This window comes from Vibrio jasicida CAIM 1864 = LMG 25398 (genome assembly GCF_000400365.1).
GTDB classification, from domain to species: Bacteria; Pseudomonadota; Gammaproteobacteria; order Enterobacterales; family Vibrionaceae; genus Vibrio; species Vibrio jasicida.
The window spans coordinates 156,551-175,159 of record NZ_BAOG01000041.1; the positions used below are offsets into that span (position 1 = coordinate 156,551).

Here is an 18,609-nt window from a genome sequence, read left to right on the forward strand (position 1 = left end):
TCCTTATACTATGGGTCTGCGGCGATAGAATAACAGCCCCGGAACCGCCAAGCCAACCGCTAAGCCTGCAATAATAAACATCGCCTTAAGAAAGTTCTCCATACATGTCGCAATTAACTCTGGCGAATAACCCAAGTGGTTTATCTCCACCATGGCAATCATGGCTTTAAAGGCAAATACACCGGGCACCATTGGGATCAAAGCTGCAACAGTGAAAACTTTGGGATGAGCAAGAAAACGATGCGACCAATGTACGCCGATTAAGCCAACAAGGGTCGCAGCAAAAAAGCTCGCCCACTCAATCGGCAAGCCAAAGTGCATCATCAAATAGCGACTGCCATGACCAATCGCACCACCTACGGCACAATAAACTAAAGCGCGCTGTGGCACGTTAAACACCATGGCAAAACCCACTGCAGGAATCGCCGCAAAAAACATATCATTCAGCAGGCCAAGTGCGAGTTCAAATACACTCATTAGCTCATCCACCCCCAAATACCGGTGACTTCCATCGCTGCTACGATGCCAAGTGAAGTTGCTAATGTCAGTAGACTTGCCATGGTAAATCTCGCGATGCCCATATTGATGTGGCCTTTAAGCATGTCTGCAACGGAGTTAATCAGAGGGAAGCCCGGTACTAACATCAGGACCGAAGATGCCATTGCTACCGTAGGTAAATTACCAATTTCAAAGATCACGGCTTGAGCGGAAATCAGCGTTGTGACGAATGCTGTAGCGGCGAAATTAAGTAGAGGATTAAAATGTCGATGCCCAATCTCTTGTCTGACGATCATACCACCAGCAGAGGCGAGGAACGTCATGCCGAAGACTCCCCAATCTCCTCCAGCTAGATGACTAAAGGCAGCACAAGAAAGACCAATCATAAACACGACTAACCAGCGGTTATAGCGCTCTGGGCTGATGGTATTGAGTTTCTTCTGTGCCATTTTCACATCGAGTAAACCGCGCTCCATCATGATACAGATACGCTGAATTTGCGTAATGACACGCATGTTAATTCCACGATCGGCACAGCTTCTTGTGGTAGTAATGCAATGATCGTCCATCACCGTTGTGACCACCAAGGCATTGGCAGACAGTGCAACAGCAACATCGCTAACGCCACTCGCAAACCCAATGCGCTGCATAATATCGCTCACCAGCGTACTTTCTGCACCGTGGGCTAATAACATTTGCCCGGCTTGAGCCACGAGCCGAGAAATGGCTCTTTGATTGGACGCCGCCATAGCTTCTTCAGGCGGCATAGCTTCCGATGTCATAAATACTTCCTAAGTCCATTTATACCCAAGTAACCTCACCCTTGGGAGGGTGTCATTGACCCCGCTCTGAATCCTACATCTTGAAGTCACTTGGGTATATTTTATTATTGTGCCGTAAAACACATCGTCTAAACATGATTTAGATACAAAAAAAGCCGCAATATACATTGCGGCTTAATGAAATAACTAGCAATTAGTCACGGACGTAAACAACGTGACCGTCGTCTTCTTCATCGTCCCAGTCATCCCAATCGTCGTCGTCATCTTCTTCAGTGATCACGTCTTTACCAGCGATGGCATCTTTATGGTAATCATCCCACATGAAGTTCACTTTATCTTCTTCAGCAACTTCTTCCTCTTCACGAGGTAGGTTTTCCATAAAGTCAGCTAGCTTGTAGCAAAGCTCTTTAGTGCCGTTACGGTTGATTGCAGAGATCTTAAAGAACTCATCTTCCCAACCAAGCGCATCCAAGATCTCTTGGATCTTTTCATTCGCTTCTTCTTCCGGCATAAGATCAGTCTTGTTGAAGACTAACCAACGAGGTTTACCAGCAAGTTTTTCACTGTACTGCTCTAGCTCATCAATGATGGTTAGGGCATTTTGAATTGGGTCCGACTGATCGATCGGCATGATATCAATCATGTGCAGTAATACGCGACAACGCTCTAGGTGCTTAAGGAAGCGAATACCTAGACCAGCACCGTCAGCTGCGCCTTCAATTAGACCAGGAATATCAGCAACTACAAAGCTTTTCTCAGGTACGACACTCACTACACCCAAGCTTGGGATTAGCGTAGTAAATGGGTAATCTGCTACTTTTGGTTTTGCTGCTGATACTGCGCGGATAAAGGTTGATTTACCTGCGTTAGGTAGACCAAGCATACCAACATCAGCCAATAGCAATAGCTCTAGACGGATTTCACGAATTTCACCTTTAGTACCTAGCGTTCTCTGACGAGGAGCGCGGTTTACTGAAGATTTAAAACGCGTGTTACCAAGACCGTGCCAGCCGCCTTTCGCGACCATCACTTTCTTGCCGTGTTCAGCAACTTCTGCAACGATTTCATTAGTGTGGATATCAACTGCGCGCGTACCTACAGGAACACGCATTGTGATGTCTTTACCACGTTTACCCGTACAGTTACCACCACGACCATTTTCACCGCGTTCTGCTTCGTAAAAGCGTTGGAAACGGTAATCGATCAGGGTATTTAGGTTTTCATCGGCTTGGATGTATACATCACCGCCATCACCACCATCGCCGCCATCAGGGCCGCCTTTAGTGATGAATTTTTCACGCCAGAAACTTACAACGCCGCTACCGCCGTCACCAGCCTGAACTTTTACTACCGCTTCATCTACGAACTTCATCTTTTACTCCGACTACTTCGTGCGTGGATTTAATCTGACTTATCATCAAACAATTTTAGCAGATGACAGATCTAAGCACCCTGAACCTACCAACAAGGTAAAAACGAGAAACTTGAATATGTCGACTGCTACAAATAAAAAACCCCGCCGAATCGGCAGGGCTTTTGAATTCAGCTTTAAAGCTTAAATAATTAACCTAAAAGGTAAATTACTCAGCTTCGATGCTTACAAACTTACGGTTTTTAGGACCTTTAACCTCGAACTTCACTTTACCTTCAGTAAGAGCGAATAGAGTGTGGTCTTTACCGATACCTACGTTGTTACCAGCGTGGAACTTAGTACCACGTTGACGTACGATGATGTTACCTGCAAGAACAGACTCACCACCGAAACGCTTAACACCAAGGCGTTTGCTTTCTGAATCGCGGCCGTTACGAGTAGAACCACCAGCTTTTTTGTGTGCCATTGTTAAACTCTCCTAATAGATTAAGCGTTGATACCAGTGATCTTCACTTCAGTGAACCACTGACGATGACCCTGTTGCTTACGAGAGTGCTTACGACGACGGAACTTAACGATTTTAACTTTATCGCCACGACCGTGTTGTACAACTTCAGCAACAACTTTGCCGCCCTCTACAAGAGGAGCGCCAACTTTGATGTCTTCGCCGTTAGCAACAAGAAGAACTGTATCAAATTCAACAGTTGCACCAGTTTCAACGTCTAATTTCTCTAAACGAAGAGTTTGACCTTCGCTTACACGGTGTTGTTTACCACCAGATTGGAAAACAGCGTACATATTTTACTCCGCTTTTTCCGCACAGCCTTTTCATGAGGGTGTGCGCTAAACTAATCATCAATAGGGCGCAGATTCTACAGAAGAGATGCCCCTATGACAAGCCATATTTTGAAAAAATTGGCGAAAAGCTAATCGCCAAAGAAAAGTGCGGCAATCATGCCCTTTAGTAATGTATTAATCAACGTTTTTTAGTGTATTATTCGACAATTATATAAATCGAATAAGCCTTGCAGGGTCTAACTTCAGCCGGATATACGATGGATTTTAAAACTATCCAAGCGCTTACTGCCGATGACATGGCAAAAGTGAATGAAACAATTCAAGCCCAACTAAATTCTGATGTCTCTTTAATCAACCAGCTCGGTTTCTATATCGTGAGTGGTGGAGGCAAACGCTTAAGACCACTTCTGGCGATATTGTCAGCACGTGCTCTTGGTTACCAAGGTAACGGCCATACAATGGCAGCGGCGTTTATCGAGTTCATCCACACAGCAACACTGTTGCACGATGATGTGGTAGACGAATCAGACATGCGCCGTGGTAAAGCGACAGCAAACGCTGCGTTTGGTAATGCCGCTAGCGTGTTAGTTGGGGACTTTATTTATACTCGCTCATTCCAAATGATGACTGAGCTAGGATCAATGAAGATCCTTAAACTAATGAGTGACGCAGTTAATGTAATCGCAGAGGGTGAGGTTCAGCAGTTAATGAACTGCAATGATCCTGACACGACAGAAGAAAGCTACATGCAGGTCATCTACTCTAAGACCGCACGTTTGTTTGAGTCTGCAACCCAAATTGGTGCGATTCTTAACGATGCTCCTGAAGAAGTAGAAGTCGCTTTCCAAAACTACGGTAAATATTTGGGTACAGCATTCCAACTGATCGACGACGTGATGGATTACACGTCTGACGGTGAGGATATGGGTAAGAATGTTGGTGATGATTTAGCTGAAGGCAAACCAACGCTTCCTCTACTTCATGCCATGCGCAATACCACCCCAGAGAATGCACAGATGATCCGTGAGGCTATCGAAAAAGCCAACGGTATGGATCACTTGGATGACATTCTTGCTGTAATGAAAGTAGCCGGCTCACTTGAGTACACAACGCAGAAAGCACTAGAAGAAGCAGACAAAGCGATTGCAGAACTCGCAATCTTGCCAGAGTCAGAGTACAAGCAAGCGCTTATTACACTGGCTCACATGTCAGTGAACCGCACTAGTTAACGGCATAAAATAGACCCACAATAAAAAGGAAGAGCATGGCTCTTCCTTTTTGTGTACCTCAAATTCTTCTCACCGCTACCATCTAATAGTATCTATCGCAGCTATCGTGAAGCTGTGGGTTATCTTCAATTTCGTCGAAACTGACCGCCAACTGCTCTTCCGAACCTTGTTTGGCAAGAAGCACTGTCTCCGCCTCTTGATCAACCACTAAGATTGTTCCGACACCTTGTTGGCATTCCACCACCATACCTTTACGGATTCGATTGGCTTCCATCATCTTCTCCCTCACAAAGTTGTTTGATTCAGACTCTGTTACGCGAGATAAAATGAAAGGATCAAAAAAGCCGATCTAAGATCGGCTTTCTTCTTTATATAGCTTTCTCTTTGTAGAGACGATTATTTAGCGAATTCAACACCAATGTTGATATCGCCATTTAGCGTTTCCAACATACCATCAAGTGCTGACTTCTCGTAGTCACTTAGTGCGCCATAGCTTAGTACTTCTTCTACGCCGTCTTTACCCAGTTTAACTGGTTGTGCAAAGTAAGGCGCATGTTCACTGCCACCTTCCACGTATGCACATTCTACTACGCCTTCTTCACCTTGAAGTGCTCGTACTAGAGCAAGACCGAAGCGACATGCTGCTTGACCCATAGACAGAGTCGCGCTACCGCCACCCGCTTTTGCTTCAACAACTTCTGTACCCGCATTTTGGATACGTTTCGTTAGCGCTTCTACTTCTTCAGCGGTGAACTCAACACCTTCTACTTGAGATAGAAGAGGAAGAATAGTCACACCAGAGTGGCCACCGATAACAGGAACGCGAACGTCACCTGGATCTTTATCTTTTAGTTCAGCCACGAAGGTTTCTGAGCGGATAACGTCTAGCGTTGTAACACCAAACAGTTTGCGCTTATCGTACACACCGGCTTTCTTTAATACTTCCGCGGCGATTGGCACTGTGGTGTTCACTGGGTTAGTGATAATACCCACGCATGCCGTTGGACATACTACTGCAATCTTTTCTGCTAGTGACTTAACGATACCAGCATTTACATTAAATAGATCAGCACGATCCATACCAGGCTTGCGTGCGACACCAGCTGAGATAAGAACCACGTCAGCACCTTCTAGTGCAGGCGTTGGATCTTCACCAGCGTAACCTTTAATAGATACTGGTGTCGGGATATGGCTAAGATCTGCAGCCACACCAGGAGTTACTGGAGCAATATCATATAGGGCTAAATCTGAACCTGCAGGAAGACGGTTCTTAAGTAGAAGGGCCAGAGCTTGACCGATGCCGCCAGCGGCACCAATAACGGCTACTTTCATGTAGTTCTCCTTGAGAGTATTTCTCTTATAAACGTATTCGTAGGGTATTTTGTAACCAACTGAAATAAAGCTATCGGAATCACAACTTGATTACAATCAATTAACGCCAGCTTTGCGACCTCGCGCAACTCGCTGTTATCGTGCTACAAACAAAGGTCTGATTATTGGTTTATTCTGTTGAAATGACAAGAAATTCAATGCAATAAATAGGTCAACGATTTCATACTTAAAGAACCCTATCCTGTTTAGGGTTTACAGTGATGGAATTAACATAATGCCGTGAGTTTTTGGCACTGCATGAATATCTATGCGAGAATATGCAAAATTGCTGACCTGTAATAAGAGAACCATAACGACTATGCGCAATTCAGAAAAACAAGATAACTTAGTTCGCGCTTTTAAAGCCTTATTAAAAGAAGAAAGCTTTGGCTCACAGGGTGAGATCGTTGATGCATTAAAACAACAAGGTTTCGAAAGCATCAACCAATCTAAAGTCTCCCGTATGCTGACCAAATTTGGTGCGGTACGTACACGTAACGCAAAAATGGAGATGGTTTACTGTCTGCCAGCAGAGCTTGGAGTTCCTACGGTAAGCAGCTCTTTACGTGAACTTGTACTGGATATTGACCACAACGCTGCGTTAGTCGTTATCCATACTGGTCCAGGTGCTGCACAATTGATTGCTCGCCTACTTGATTCACTAGGCAAATCAGAAGGCATTCTGGGTGTCGTTGCAGGTGATGACACCATCTTTATTACCCCAACAATGCCAGTTTCAACAGAACAATTGTTCAAATCAGTGTGTGAGCTTTTCGAATACACAGGCTAAGTAACTGTTTGTGGGCTATGAAATTAGTTGAATTTTGTAGCCCATAAATTATGTAAACAAAATGATTCCAACGTCTATTTTTTACTCACCCCATTTGTGATCAATATCACGCTATTGATTTTTTTAACACCCTCACACAAAATCGGCATAAGTAACTGTTATAAAACAGATTAGCTTGCGAATTTATCCCCACCTACTGTCGCAAGCTTTAGACTTATTCGCTATAACTTTTAACAATCGGATAATTTTCTGCCAATTTTTTGTTATGATTCGCTCGCTTTTTCAAACGATTGGATTGGAAAAGATGCCGTTTCCAAATAGGAAACTCCTGAAGTAATTTACAGTTATTTCTGGGTTAATAATGAATATAAGGAAGGGAAATTCATGGCATTTAACAAACTTCTTAAAGTAGGCGCAATCGCTGCAGCAGTTATGGGCGCAGGCGCAGTTAACGCTCAAGAGTTTATTACTATCGGTACTGGCTCAGTAACAGGTGTTTACTACCCTACTGGTGGTGCTATTTGTAAATTGGTAAACAAAGGTCGTAAAGATCACAACATTCGTTGTTCAGTAGAATCGACTGGCGGCTCAATTTACAACGTCAACACTATCCGTGCTGGCGAGCTAGATTTTGGTATCGTGCAATCGGACTGGCAATACCATGGCTACAACGGTACGAGCAAGTTTGCTGAACAAGGCCCGTACAAAAAACTGCGTGCAATGTTCTCTCTTCATACAGAACCTTTTAACATCATCGCACGTGCAGATTCTGGTATCGAAAACGTTCAAGACCTAAAAGGTAAACGTGTAAACATCGGTAACCCTGGTTCTGGTGACCGCGCGACAATGGGCGTAGTGATGGATGCAATGGGCTGGACTAACGACAGCTTTAAACTTGCATCAGAACTAAAAGGCTCAGAACGTTCTCAAGCACTGTGTGATAACAAGATCGACGCGTTTATCTACATGGTTGGCCACCCGAACGGTTCAATCAAAGAAGCAACAACCTCTTGTGATGCGAAGCTAGTTCCTGCAACTGGTCCAGAAATCGAGAAAATCGTTGCTAACAACCCATACTACGCATTCAGCACAGTGCCTGCTGGTATGTACCGTGGTACAGATAAAGACGTAAACAGCTTTGGTGTTGCGGCAACAATGGTAACGACTTCTGATGTTTCAGATGACGTGGCTTACAACGTTGCTAAAGCTGTGTTCGAAAACTTCGATACATTCAAACGTCTACACCCTGCATTTGCAAACCTGAAAAAAGAAGACATGGTGAAAGCTGGTCTTTCAATCCCTCTTCACCCAGGTGCAGAGAAGTACTACAAAGAAGTAGGTCTGCTTAAGTAAGCAGCTACTGACTCCAAGCTCAGGCAGAGAAGGATGGTTTTCTGCCTGATTGAGTATGCTGGTCGAACACCTTCTTCCAGCATGCTTTGTTCAATTTGCTTTATGCAATCTGCTGATTTCTTTTTCGGAAGTCGCGCTCACACACCTAAAAAAAGAAAACGCACATGCCCTCCTCTCATAAATCAATGAGTTGAAGGACTGTAGCGATTCACTCGAAAGCAAACTTCGCTCTATTCACTACACTGTTAAAGCGAAGCGTGGTTCTCGATACACAATACAGACAGGACCATCAATAATAAGGAAAAAGTACATGGCGACGAACAACACTCCGTCACAAGATGTGCAAGAAATGGTGGCTCAGGCAGACACAGGTGCGCGTAGCCCAATGGGCTTGCAAGGTCGAATCTTATGGTTCGTTCCACTGTGCTGGTCGCTATTTCAATTATGGTACGCGTCTCCGCTACCATTTATTTTTAATTTTGGTGTACTCAACGACACTGAAGCGCGAGCAATCCATTTAACTTTTGCTACTTTTCTCGCTTTCACTGCTTATCCAGCCATGAAAAACTCTCCACGAGATCATATCCCTCTTATTGATTGGATATTGGCACTCGCAGGCAGTTTTGCAGCGGCTTACATTTACATCTTCTATACCGAACTCGCCGGCCGTTCTGGCGCCCCAACCACAGTTGATATCGTGGTATCCGTCACAGGTATGGCGTTACTACTTGAAGCAACTCGCCGAGCTCTCGGTCCACCACTTATGGTGGTTGCTGCGGTGTTCCTAACTTACACCTTTGCTGGCCCATACATGCCAGATGTGATTGCTCATAAAGGCGCGAGCTTGAACAAAGCCATGTCGCACCTTTGGCTAACAACTGAAGGCGTATTTGGTGTTGCACTGGGTGTATCAACTTCTTTCGTATTCTTGTTTGTACTGTTTGGTGCCATGCTAGAGCGTGCGGGCGCAGGTGCGTACTTCATTAAAGTCGCGTTCTCGCTACTTGGTCATATGAAAGGTGGCCCTGCGAAAGCTGCGGTAGTCGCTTCTGGCTTATCTGGTCTGGTTTCAGGTTCTTCCATCGCTAACGTAGTAACGACAGGTACGTTTACGATTCCACTCATGAAGCGTGTTGGCTTCCCAGGAACGAAAGCGGGTGCGGTAGAAGTAGCAGCATCAACCAACGGTCAGCTGACACCGCCTATCATGGGTGCTGCCGCATTCTTAATGGTGGAATACGTTGGTATCTCCTACGTTGAAGTTATCAAAGCAGCTCTACTCCCTGCGCTTATCTCTTATATTGCACTGATTTACATCGTTCACCTTGAAGCGTGTAAAGCAGGCATGACAGGGCTTCCTCGTCGCCATACCCCTACGCTTGTGCAGAGCTTGCTGTCCTTCACTGGTACGATTTTGGGCCTATGTGTTATCAGCGCTTTGGTTTACTACGGTGTGGGTTGGACGAAAGATGTCTTTGGTGATGCAGCAACCCCTATCGTGACCGTCGTACTTCTAATTGCTTATGTGGGTCTTGTAAAGATTTCCGCTAACCACGCAAAAGATGGAGCGATTGAAATCGATGCTGAACTGACTGAGGTACCAGACCCTGGTCCGACGATTAAATCTGGTTTGCACTTTTTATTGCCTATCGTGGTACTGGTTTGGTGTTTGACGGTGGAACGTTTCTCTCCAGGTCTATCTGCATTCTGGGCAACAGTGTTTATGATCTTCATCTTGCTGACACAACGCCCTTTGATTGCGTTGCTATCTAAAGAAGGCGATCTTGTCGAACAAACCAAAAACGGCTTTGTTGACCTAGCAGAAAGCTTAGTATCTGGTGCGCGCAACATGATCGGTATCGGTGTCGCAACCGCTGCTGCCGGTACGGTTGTTGGTGTGGTAACGCTGACTGGTATTGGCCTTGTCATGACCGACTTTGTCGAGTTCATCTCGGGCGGTAGCATTATCCTAATGTTGCTGTTTACCGCGGTCATTAGTTTGATTCTGGGTATGGGCCTACCAACGACGGCCAACTACATTGTGGTTTCAACCTTGATGGCACCGGTTATCGTAACGCTTGGTGCGGCACACGGTTTGATCATCCCACTGATTGCGGTCCACTTGTTTGTGTTCTACTTCGGTATTCTGGCCGATGATACACCACCTGTTGGCTTAGCGGCATTTGCGGCGGCAGCGATTGCAAAGTCGGATCCAATTCGAACTGGTATTCAAGGCTTTACCTATGATATTCGAACCGCAATCCTGCCTTTCATGTTTGTCTTCAATACTCAGCTATTGTTGATGGGTATCGACTCATGGTGGCATTTAGCATTGACCGTGATCTCTTCAATCATTGCGATGTTAATCTTCTCAGCGGCAACACAAGGTTGGTGGTTCACACGTAATAAGTGGTGGGAAACCGTCTTACTATTGGTATTGACCTTCTCATTCTTCCGCCCTGGATTTTGGTGGGACATGTTGTACCCAGCGAAAGTTCTTTCCCCTGGGGTTGAGATAGCTCAAATCACGGAAGGGCTAAATGTAGGAGAATCCATTGAGCTACGAGTCGCAGGTGAAAACCTAGAAGGTGATTACGTAGAGAAAACGGTACGTCTTCCGTTCGAAGATAAAGCAAAAACCGCTGAAGAGCGCATCTCTTCTATGGGTCTAATGCTAACCGAGAACGACGGCAAAATGATCGTAGACATGGTCGAGTTTGGTAGTCCGGCAGAATCGTCTGGCGTCGACTTCGACTGGGAGATCAAATGGATCGTTCAAGACGCTGAGCGCCCAATGAAAGAATGGGTATTTGTGCCTTGCTTAATGATCTTGCTGGTACTTGCCATGAACCAAAAACGTCGTGCTCGTAAGGAACAGTTGAGCGCATAACCGATTAGGCCCCGAGGATAAGGGGCCATGATGAGAGACACTGAATGTATAAACAAATTCTTGTGCCGGTTGATCTAAATGACCAAGGCTTCTCTGACCGAGCTGTTGAGTTGGCTGTTTGGCAAGCTAAACAAGCCAACGCGGAAGTTCACTTACTGACTGTACTGCCCGGTATCCACATGTCGATGGTCGCGACTTACTTCCCGAAAGATGCGGCGGCGAAGATGAAGCAAGATGTGAAGCAGCAGCTAAAAACATTTGCCGATCAACACATCGATGATGAAGTGATTTATAAAGTCCACGTTGCAGAAGGCAAAGCGTATGCAACCATCCTTGATTACGCTGAGCGCTTAGGCGCAGACCTCATCATTATGCCAAGCCATAAACGTTCGAAGATCAATAAAGTGATGTTAGGCTCAGTCGCAAGCAAAGTTGTTGAAAACTCACCAATCAATGTGATGGTAGTGAAGCCACAAGGCTAACGTACTCATTCAAACTCCCAAAATAGAAAAAGGTTGATGCTCGCATCAACCTTTTGTTTTTCTTACGCCTTATTCATCAATATAAACAACGCTCTACCCTGCCGCTCGCACAAACGCGGTTAAAACATCGCTAGAGTGCGATAACGTTAATTCACCAATCTCACCTGACGCTTCTACCTGACCACCTGCCACAAATGCAAAATGACTAGCAATCGCTCTGGCGTCACTTAAGTGGTGCGTCACCATCAAAACGGTGATGCCACGCTCAGCAGCAAGCTGTTTAACCAATATCAGCATCTCTTCACGCAACACGGGATCGAGAGCTGAGAAAGGCTCATCGAGTAGCCACATCGGATGCGGCTGAACAAAGCAACGTGCGAGTGCCACACGCTGGCGCTGACCACCAGAAAGGTGTTCAGGTAAGCGGTCCAGATACTCAGCTACACCCACTTGTCTTGCCGCTTGCTCGACAAGAAGCTTTTGGTCTGCCGTAAGCTTTAACCCCGGATGCAAGCCCAAACCGATGTTGTCTCTTACTGACAGGTGAGCAAACAGGTTATGTTCTTGGAACAACATTGAGAACGGACGCTGATACGGCTCATTACTTACGATAGATTCACCATCAACCAGAATATCGCCTTGGTCTGGATTGATGAAACCAGCAACTAACGCCAATAAGGTTGATTTACCAGCCCCGCTCGGTCCCATCAGTGATACGATTTGCCCACGTTGAATGTCTAAGTTAAAACGAAACAGTTCATGTTGATAGGTGTACTGCACATCATCCAACACTAACATTACGCTCTCTCCTTCGTTTTCAATACTTTTTCAATCACAGCAAAACAACCGACGCTGAGTAACAGCAAGGTAACCGACACAACAGCCGCAGCATCCATCTGGTAACTTCCCAACAATTGGAATAGGTACAACGGCAAGGTTCTAAACTCTTGCCCACCAAACAAAGCAATCGCACTCAAGTCACCAATCGCAAACATAAAGCTGATAGCAAAAGCATGTGCAAATGGCTTGCGCAGTGCTTGCCACTCCACCACTCTAAAACGTTGCCAACCACGCATACCCAAACTGGCACAGACATACTGATATTGCTGCTCAATGTGCAACATAGGTTGAGATAAAGTCTTAATGACATATGGTAAGGCCATCAAACCATTAACCAAAATAACCACAAAAAACGCTAAGCTGAATACATCGGTAAATGAGCGCAGCAATAGGAACAATCCCGTACTGATCACTAAGCCCGGCGTCACCAAAATGATGGTACCAATAAGCTCAATTTGATCAGCGCGAGTATTTTTATACTGCAAACGCCAACGTCGGCTAGTCAGCAAAATCGATACGCCAGCGGCCACGGCAAGAGAACTCGCCAGTACCGCAACTTTGAGTGAATTGAACAGTGCAGACCAAAAACGCTCATCACTCAATACTGGCCAAACTTGCTGGTTGATACCACTGAAGATCACCATCAAAAGTGGCGGCATGACTAGTAAAAAGGCACCTATGATCCAAAAGCTATCCCAAGCTTTTGACCACCCATGATCCTTCGTTAAATATTGCTGTACCGATGTGCTGCCAGTGCTTACTGAGACTGGCTTCGTCAACTTTTGTACGCCAATTGCTAACAAGCCGCACAACAACATTTGCCACAGTGCCAAAAGCGCCCCGGCTTGCAGATCAAAATCGAACTTAATTGCCTGATAAATGGCAAGCTCAATAGTGGTCGATTTCGGTCCGCCGCCTAACGCCATCACGGTGGCAAAACTGGTAAAGCAAAGCATAAACACTAAGCCACTTACGTGTGGTAATTGCTGCCTTAGGCGTGGCCATTCCACCCAGCGAAATTTATCCCAATGACTCATTCCAAGGTGTGCACACAGTTTATGTTGCTCTGCTGGGATCGATTCTAATGCTTGCAAAAGTAAGCGCGCTGCATAAGGCATATTGAAGAACACATGCGCAAGTAAAATGCCGTTCAGACCATAGATGGAAAACGGCAGCTCCGCATCGATACTTTTCAGCCATTGAGCTAGCAAACCGCTATTACCGTAAATCGCCAATAAGCCGAATACGCCAACCAGTACAGGCAAAACTAAAGTGGACGCAAACAATTTTAATAGTAGAGACTTACCAAAGAACTCACGTCGAGAAAGCGCATGCGCAACGGGAATAGCAAAGCCAACACTCAATAGTGTAGAGAGAAAAGCTTGGTAGAAGCTGAACTTGGTGACGTGCTGATAGTATGGGTCTCCCCATACCATAGACACATCAAGTGAAGGCGCTTGGACAAGCAAAGCACCCAGGGCAGAAATAACAAAGGTCGCGATAATCATCGCGACCCCTAACCCTATTTTCGGAACAGAATTCAAAAGTAGAACCTATGTTAGAACGTCAATGCGCTTTGCCATTCGCGAATCCAAGTCTTGCGCATTTTCGCTACTTCGTCTGCACTAAAGCTCAATGGTTTGCTTGGCACGCTCAGAGTTTCAAAGCCTTTTGGTAACTCAACGTTAGTTACTGGGTACATCCAGTTACCTGTTGGCATCGCAGATTGGAAATCATCACTCAAAATAAAGTCCATGAACTCATCTGCTAACTTCGAATTTTTTGAGCCTTTGACCTTAGCCGCCACCTCCACTTGCATGTAGTGTCCTTCGGAAAAATTTGCGCTTGCGTATTTCGCGTCATCTTCTGCAATCAAATGGTACGCGGGAGAAGTCGTGTAAGACAGCACGAGATCGGACTCACCGTTCAAAAACATCGAGTAAGCTTCTGACCAGCCTTTAGTAACCGTAACTGTTTTCGTTGCCAGTTGCTTCCACGCTTGAGTCGCATCATCGCCATAGATGGACTTCATCCACAACATCAAGCCTTGACCCGGAGTCGAAGTGCGAGGGTCTTGGTAAATCACTTTCAGATCATCACGCTCTTCCACCAGCTCTTTCATGCTTTTTGGAGGATTCACCAACTTCTCCTTGTTGTATACAAACGCAAAGTAGCCGTAATCGTACGGTACGAAGGTCTTATCGTCCCAACCATTAGGTAGCGTAGTCTTTGAGGTATCAACATTATGCTCAGCCAGAAGCCCGGTCTTTTTCGCTTCCGCCATCAGGTTATTATCCAAACCTAACACGATATCCGCTTTGCTATTGTTTCCTTCCAAACGAAGGCGGTTAAGGATTGAAACACCGTCGTCCAGCGCAACAAAATTAACGTCGCAACCGCATTTGGCTTCGAATGCTTTTTCGACTTTAGGACCCGGTCCCCAATCGGCAGCAAAAGAATCGTATGTGTAGACAGTTAGGGTGTTTTCAGCGGCAAACGCTGAAGTAGAAGTGATGGTTGCAAGGGCAATCAGACTAAGAGTGGTTTTCACTGCTCGCTCTCCATTTGCATTATTAACATGAGTTGAGCGGCACAGGGTTGAGGCGGTATTTAGGACTTCCAATATCCAGACTCAATTCCTACGCCAGCATTATCTGGTTCAGGTAATACGGGTCCCTGCCTGCTCAACAATGTTAAACAATTAGGTCTCAGCGCTCCTTGGCATTGACAAGGTCAATACCTGATGGGTTTGCTCCCCGATGAGTTGGATGGATTGTAAAGATCTTTTATTGATTACACAATCAACGTTGGTCATAACCCCAGCGTGGCACCAAGCCTTGATCAATACCAAGGTGATCGAGAATTCTTGCCACCATAAAATCCACCAAGTCTTCAATACTCTTTGGTTGATGATAAAACCCCGGCGCTGCCGGCATAATGGTGACGCCCATTTGCGAAAGTTTGTGCATGTTTTCAAGATGCAGTGTTGAAAACGGCGTTTCACGCACCACAAGTAACAGTTGCCCACGCTCTTTCATCACCACGTCTGCAGCACGTTCAATTAAGTTATCTGACATGCCGTGTGCAATGGCCGCGACACTGCCCGCGGAACATGGACACACCACCATTTGCTTTGGCGCAGCCGAACCAGAGGCCACTGGCGAGAACCAATCGTCTTTGCCACAAACGGTGATATTATCTGGATTGCAGTTGAGATGCTCAACTAACGCCTTTTGCGCCGCTTCAGGGCCACTTGGTAGTTTCAGGTCATGCTCGGTCGCCATCACGACACGAGCAGCCGAAGAGATCAACACGTAAACGTGGTAATCCGCAGCAACTAGGCATTCAAGAAGGCGAAGACCATAAGGGGCACCAGAGGCGCCCGTTAATGCTAATGTGATGGCTTTTTTAGGGGTTACTTTTTGTTGCATAAATGTCATTAAGCTTTTTGTTTCAGTTGTTCTAGAAGCTTGCCGTGGATACCACCAAAACCACCGTTACTCATTACGAGGATTTGGTCACCTGGCTGCGCTTGCTCTACGATTTTTGCGACAAAGCTGTCCATCTCTGCACCCACAAAAGCAGGTTGTTTACACTGGTCTGCAATCTCTTGTACCGACCAATCAATGTTGTCTGGTTGGAAGAGGAACACCTCATCAGCACTGTGCAGAGAAGCCGCCAAAGTATTCTTATGAACACCGCGTTTCATCGTCGCAGAGCGTGGCTCCAAAACGGCAAGAATACGTTTTTCGCCAACCTTGTTACGTAAACCGCCCAATGTCAGTTCAATCGCCGTTGGATGATGAGCAAAATCATCGTAAACTGTGATGCCCTGCTCTTCGCCTTTGAGTTCTAAGCGACGTTTGGTGTTAATAAAACGACCGAGAGCCTGACATGCAAGTTCTGGTGTAACACCCACATGGCGAGCAGCAGCAATCGCCATCAAAGCGTTATCCACGTTGTGGTCACCGACAAGATCCCAATCCACGACGCCAACTTTCTCACCTTGCAATGAAACTTCAAATTTAGAGCCATCGATAACCAATTTGTGCGCTTGCCAATCACCGTCGACACCTGAGAACTGCTTTTCAGTCCAACAACCGCGCTCGATCACGTCTTGCAGCGACTGTTCTTGCTTAGGTGCTAGGATCAAGCCGTTGCCCGGAACAGTGCGCACTAAGTGGTGGAATTGACGTTTAATCGCCTCTAGATCGTCGAAGATGTCCGCATGATCAAACTCAAGGTTGTTCATGATCAGTGTACGTGGATGGTAGTGAACAAACTTAGATCGCTTATCGAAAAAAGCACTGTCATATTCGTCGGCTTCTACGACAAAAAACATGCTTTCACCCAAGCGAGCCGACACTCCGAAGTTACCTAATACGCCGCCAACGAGGAAACCAGGCTGGTAACCGCAGTCTTCTAAAATCCAAGCCAGCATGCTTGAAGTGGTGGTTTTGCCGTGAGTACCTGAAACCGCAAGTACCCAGCGATCGTGGAGTAAAAACTCCTGTAACCATTGCGGGCCAGAGGTATAACGCATGTTAGTGTTCAATACATGCTCAACACATGGGTTACCACGGCTCATCGCGTTACCAATCACCACAAGATCGGGTTGAGGGTCAAGCTGAGAAGGGTCAAAGCCTTCAATTATTTCAATACCTTGCGACTCTAACAGGGTGCTCATTGGTGGATAAACATTGGCATCTGAACCCGTTACTTTATGACCTAACTGACGAGCCAAAACTGCTGCACCGCCCATAAACGTGCCGCAGATACCCAAGATATGAATGTGCATAAACTTAACCTTGTAATGCGTTCTTTAATCCTTTCATTATCGTGATAACTACCAGAAAAGCGAGTGCCTTTCGCCCTGTTCGTGCAGTCTCTTTCACAAATCTGACAGGGCTTAGCACTGACTGACCAAGCATTAACCAAGAGATTCCCTTCTTATGCAATAAGACAAATAATTTGCGATCTCAGTCGGTTACTTCATTACCATTAATAAGATCTGCGTCATAAACTTACATCTAGCGCAATCGTTTAACATCCATAAAGAGATGCCTCTATTGCGCGACACCCCCAACGAAATGAAAATGTAAGGATAAACCATGTCAGGACTGCGCACCCTAGGCGAATTCATTGTTGAGAAACAAGCGGATTTCCCCCACGCTAGCGGTGATCTTTCATCTCTCTTAGCTTCTATTCGCTTAGCTGCAAAAATTGTTAACCGCGAAATCAACGCGGCCGGTCTTGGTGACATCACTGGCGCTGTAGGTACGGAAAACGTACAGGGCGAAGACCAACAAAAACTTGATCTGTATGCGAATGATAAATTCAAAGCGGCCCTCGAAGCTCGCGACCAAGTATGTGGCGTTGCAAGTGAAGAAGAAGATGAAGCGGTTGCGTTCAATAAAGAACTCAATCAAAACGCAAAGTACGTTGTACTTATGGACCCACTCGATGGCTCATCAAACATTGATGTGAACGTATCAGTCGGGACCATCTTCTCTATTTACCGTCGAGTTTCTCCTATTGGAACCCCACCAACAGAAGAAGACTTTCTACAACCAGGCCACAAGCAAGTGGCAGCTGGATACGTAATTTACGGTTCATCCACCATGCTGGTTTACACCACAGGTAATGGCGTAAACGGCTTCACTTATGACCCATCGATAGGCAGCTTCTGTCTTTCTCATGAAAACATGATGATCCCTGAAGATGGCAAGATTTACTCGATCAACGAAGGCAACTACATCCGCTTCCCACAAGGCGTTAAGAAGTACATTAAGTACTGCCAAGAAAACGAACCTGAAGATGGTCGCCCATACACCTCTCGCTACATCGGTTCGCTGGTTGCCGATTTCCACCGCAACTTGCTGAAAGGCGGCATCTACTTGTATCCAAGCACGCAAAGCCACCCTCAAGGTAAACTTCGCTTGTTGTACGAGTGCAACCCAATGGCATTCTTGATTGAGCAAGCAGGTGGTTTAGCGTCTGACGGCGTTAATCGCATCATGGATTTGAAACCAACAGAATTGCATCAACGCGTGCCTTTCTTTGTCGGTTCTAAAAACATGGTGAACAAAGTCGAAGCGTTCCTTGAACTGCATCGCGACGAAGAATAATTTCAGACCTTTGTCCAACGCGGCGGGTGTTTACCTGCCGCGTTTTTGTCGCTAAAGTGAGTAACGAATCAATCGT

The 18,609-nt window shown here is 45.9% G+C and carries 18 protein-coding genes; 6 read left to right on the forward strand and 12 right to left on the reverse strand.

Annotated features, from left to right (window positions below; all coding sequences use genetic code 11):
• Positions 1-3: 3 nt before the first annotated feature.
• From VJL_RS12470 to rplU, 5 genes are all read right to left on the reverse strand, one after another.
• Positions 4-477, reverse strand: a complete 474-nt coding sequence (locus tag VJL_RS12470) for a threonine/serine exporter family protein (protein ID WP_038866121.1) — start codon at positions 475-477, stop codon at positions 4-6.
• Positions 477-1,280 (reverse strand): threonine/serine exporter family protein, encoded by an 804-nt coding sequence (locus VJL_RS12475; RefSeq protein WP_042599784.1) that lies wholly within the window; start codon positions 1,278-1,280, stop codon positions 477-479. Before VJL_RS12475 ends, VJL_RS12470 begins: the two co-directional genes overlap by 1 nt.
• 193 nt (positions 1,281-1,473) lie before the next feature.
• Positions 1,474-2,652, reverse strand: coding sequence for an Obg family GTPase CgtA (cgtA, locus tag VJL_RS12480; RefSeq protein ID WP_038878316.1), 1,179 nt, complete (start codon positions 2,650-2,652; stop codon positions 1,474-1,476).
• A gap of 208 nt (positions 2,653-2,860) precedes the next feature.
• Positions 2,861-3,118: a 50S ribosomal protein L27 gene (gene rpmA, locus VJL_RS12485; protein WP_005383095.1), complete on the reverse strand. Its 258-nt coding sequence runs from the start codon at positions 3,116-3,118 to the stop codon at positions 2,861-2,863.
• Positions 3,119-3,138: 20 nt separating this feature from the next.
• Positions 3,139-3,450: a 50S ribosomal protein L21 gene (gene rplU, locus VJL_RS12490; RefSeq protein ID WP_038866119.1), complete on the reverse strand. Its 312-nt coding sequence runs from the start codon at positions 3,448-3,450 to the stop codon at positions 3,139-3,141.
• 257 nt (positions 3,451-3,707) lie between these two features.
• On the opposite strand from rplU, the gene ispB reads away from it, so the two are divergent.
• Complete coding sequence (gene ispB / locus VJL_RS12495; protein ID WP_038866118.1) at positions 3,708-4,679, forward strand: octaprenyl diphosphate synthase; 972 nt, start codon at positions 3,708-3,710, stop codon at positions 4,677-4,679.
• An 82-nt stretch (positions 4,680-4,761) separates the two neighbouring features.
• Here ispB and VJL_RS12500 read toward each other — a convergent pair whose 3' ends face one another.
• Together VJL_RS12500 and mdh are read right to left on the reverse strand one after the other, a co-directional pair.
• Entirely contained in the window at positions 4,762-4,953 is a 192-nt protein-coding gene (locus VJL_RS12500; protein ID WP_038866116.1) for a hypothetical protein, read from the reverse strand.
• 122 nt (positions 4,954-5,075) lie between these two features.
• Entirely contained in the window at positions 5,076-6,011 is a 936-nt protein-coding gene (gene mdh, locus VJL_RS12505; RefSeq protein WP_038878319.1) for a malate dehydrogenase, read from the reverse strand.
• 358 nt (positions 6,012-6,369) lie between these two features.
• Between mdh and argR the strand changes: the two genes are divergently transcribed.
• From argR to VJL_RS12525, 4 genes are all read left to right on the forward strand, one after another.
• Positions 6,370-6,840: a transcriptional regulator ArgR gene (gene argR, locus VJL_RS12510; protein ID WP_005430583.1), complete on the forward strand. Its 471-nt coding sequence runs from the start codon at positions 6,370-6,372 to the stop codon at positions 6,838-6,840.
• A 384-nt stretch (positions 6,841-7,224) separates the two neighbouring features.
• Complete coding sequence (locus VJL_RS12515; RefSeq protein ID WP_009707802.1) at positions 7,225-8,193, forward strand: TAXI family TRAP transporter solute-binding subunit; 969 nt, start codon at positions 7,225-7,227, stop codon at positions 8,191-8,193.
• A gap of 310 nt (positions 8,194-8,503) precedes the next feature.
• Positions 8,504-11,083: a TRAP transporter permease gene (locus tag VJL_RS12520; RefSeq protein ID WP_038866109.1), complete on the forward strand. Its 2,580-nt coding sequence runs from the start codon at positions 8,504-8,506 to the stop codon at positions 11,081-11,083.
• Positions 11,084-11,127: 44 nt separating this feature from the next.
• A complete protein-coding gene (locus VJL_RS12525) occupies positions 11,128-11,565 on the forward strand; it encodes a universal stress protein (RefSeq protein ID WP_005437370.1) in 438 nt (145 codons plus the stop codon).
• A gap of 93 nt (positions 11,566-11,658) precedes the next feature.
• On the opposite strand, the gene thiQ is transcribed toward VJL_RS12525, so the two are convergent.
• The 5 genes from thiQ to mpl form a co-directional block, all read right to left on the reverse strand.
• Positions 11,659-12,363, reverse strand: coding sequence for a thiamine ABC transporter ATP-binding protein (thiQ, locus tag VJL_RS12530; RefSeq protein ID WP_038878321.1), 705 nt, complete (start codon positions 12,361-12,363; stop codon positions 11,659-11,661).
• Positions 12,363-13,949 (reverse strand): thiamine/thiamine pyrophosphate ABC transporter permease ThiP, encoded by a 1,587-nt coding sequence (thiP, locus tag VJL_RS12535; protein WP_081634955.1) that lies wholly within the window; start codon positions 13,947-13,949, stop codon positions 12,363-12,365. Before thiP ends, thiQ begins: the two co-directional genes overlap by 1 nt.
• Positions 13,950-13,963: 14 nt before the next feature.
• Positions 13,964-14,956: a thiamine ABC transporter substrate binding subunit gene (gene thiB / locus VJL_RS12540; protein WP_038866104.1), complete on the reverse strand. Its 993-nt coding sequence runs from the start codon at positions 14,954-14,956 to the stop codon at positions 13,964-13,966.
• A gap of 250 nt (positions 14,957-15,206) precedes the next feature.
• The gene (locus tag VJL_RS12545; protein ID WP_038878326.1) at positions 15,207-15,845 is read right to left on the reverse strand and encodes a flavin prenyltransferase UbiX; all 639 of its coding nucleotides are present in this window, start codon (positions 15,843-15,845) and stop codon (positions 15,207-15,209) included.
• A complete protein-coding gene (mpl, locus tag VJL_RS12550) occupies positions 15,845-17,203 on the reverse strand; it encodes a UDP-N-acetylmuramate:L-alanyl-gamma-D-glutamyl-meso-diaminopimelate ligase (RefSeq protein WP_038878328.1) in 1,359 nt (452 codons plus the stop codon). Before mpl ends, VJL_RS12545 begins: the two co-directional genes overlap by 1 nt.
• A gap of 313 nt (positions 17,204-17,516) precedes the next feature.
• Here mpl and fbp point away from each other — a divergent pair, with 313 nt between their 5' ends.
• The gene (gene fbp, locus VJL_RS12555) at positions 17,517-18,533 is read left to right on the forward strand and encodes a class 1 fructose-bisphosphatase (protein ID WP_038866098.1); all 1,017 of its coding nucleotides are present in this window, start codon (positions 17,517-17,519) and stop codon (positions 18,531-18,533) included.
• The last annotated feature ends 76 nt before the right edge of the window (positions 18,534-18,609 follow it).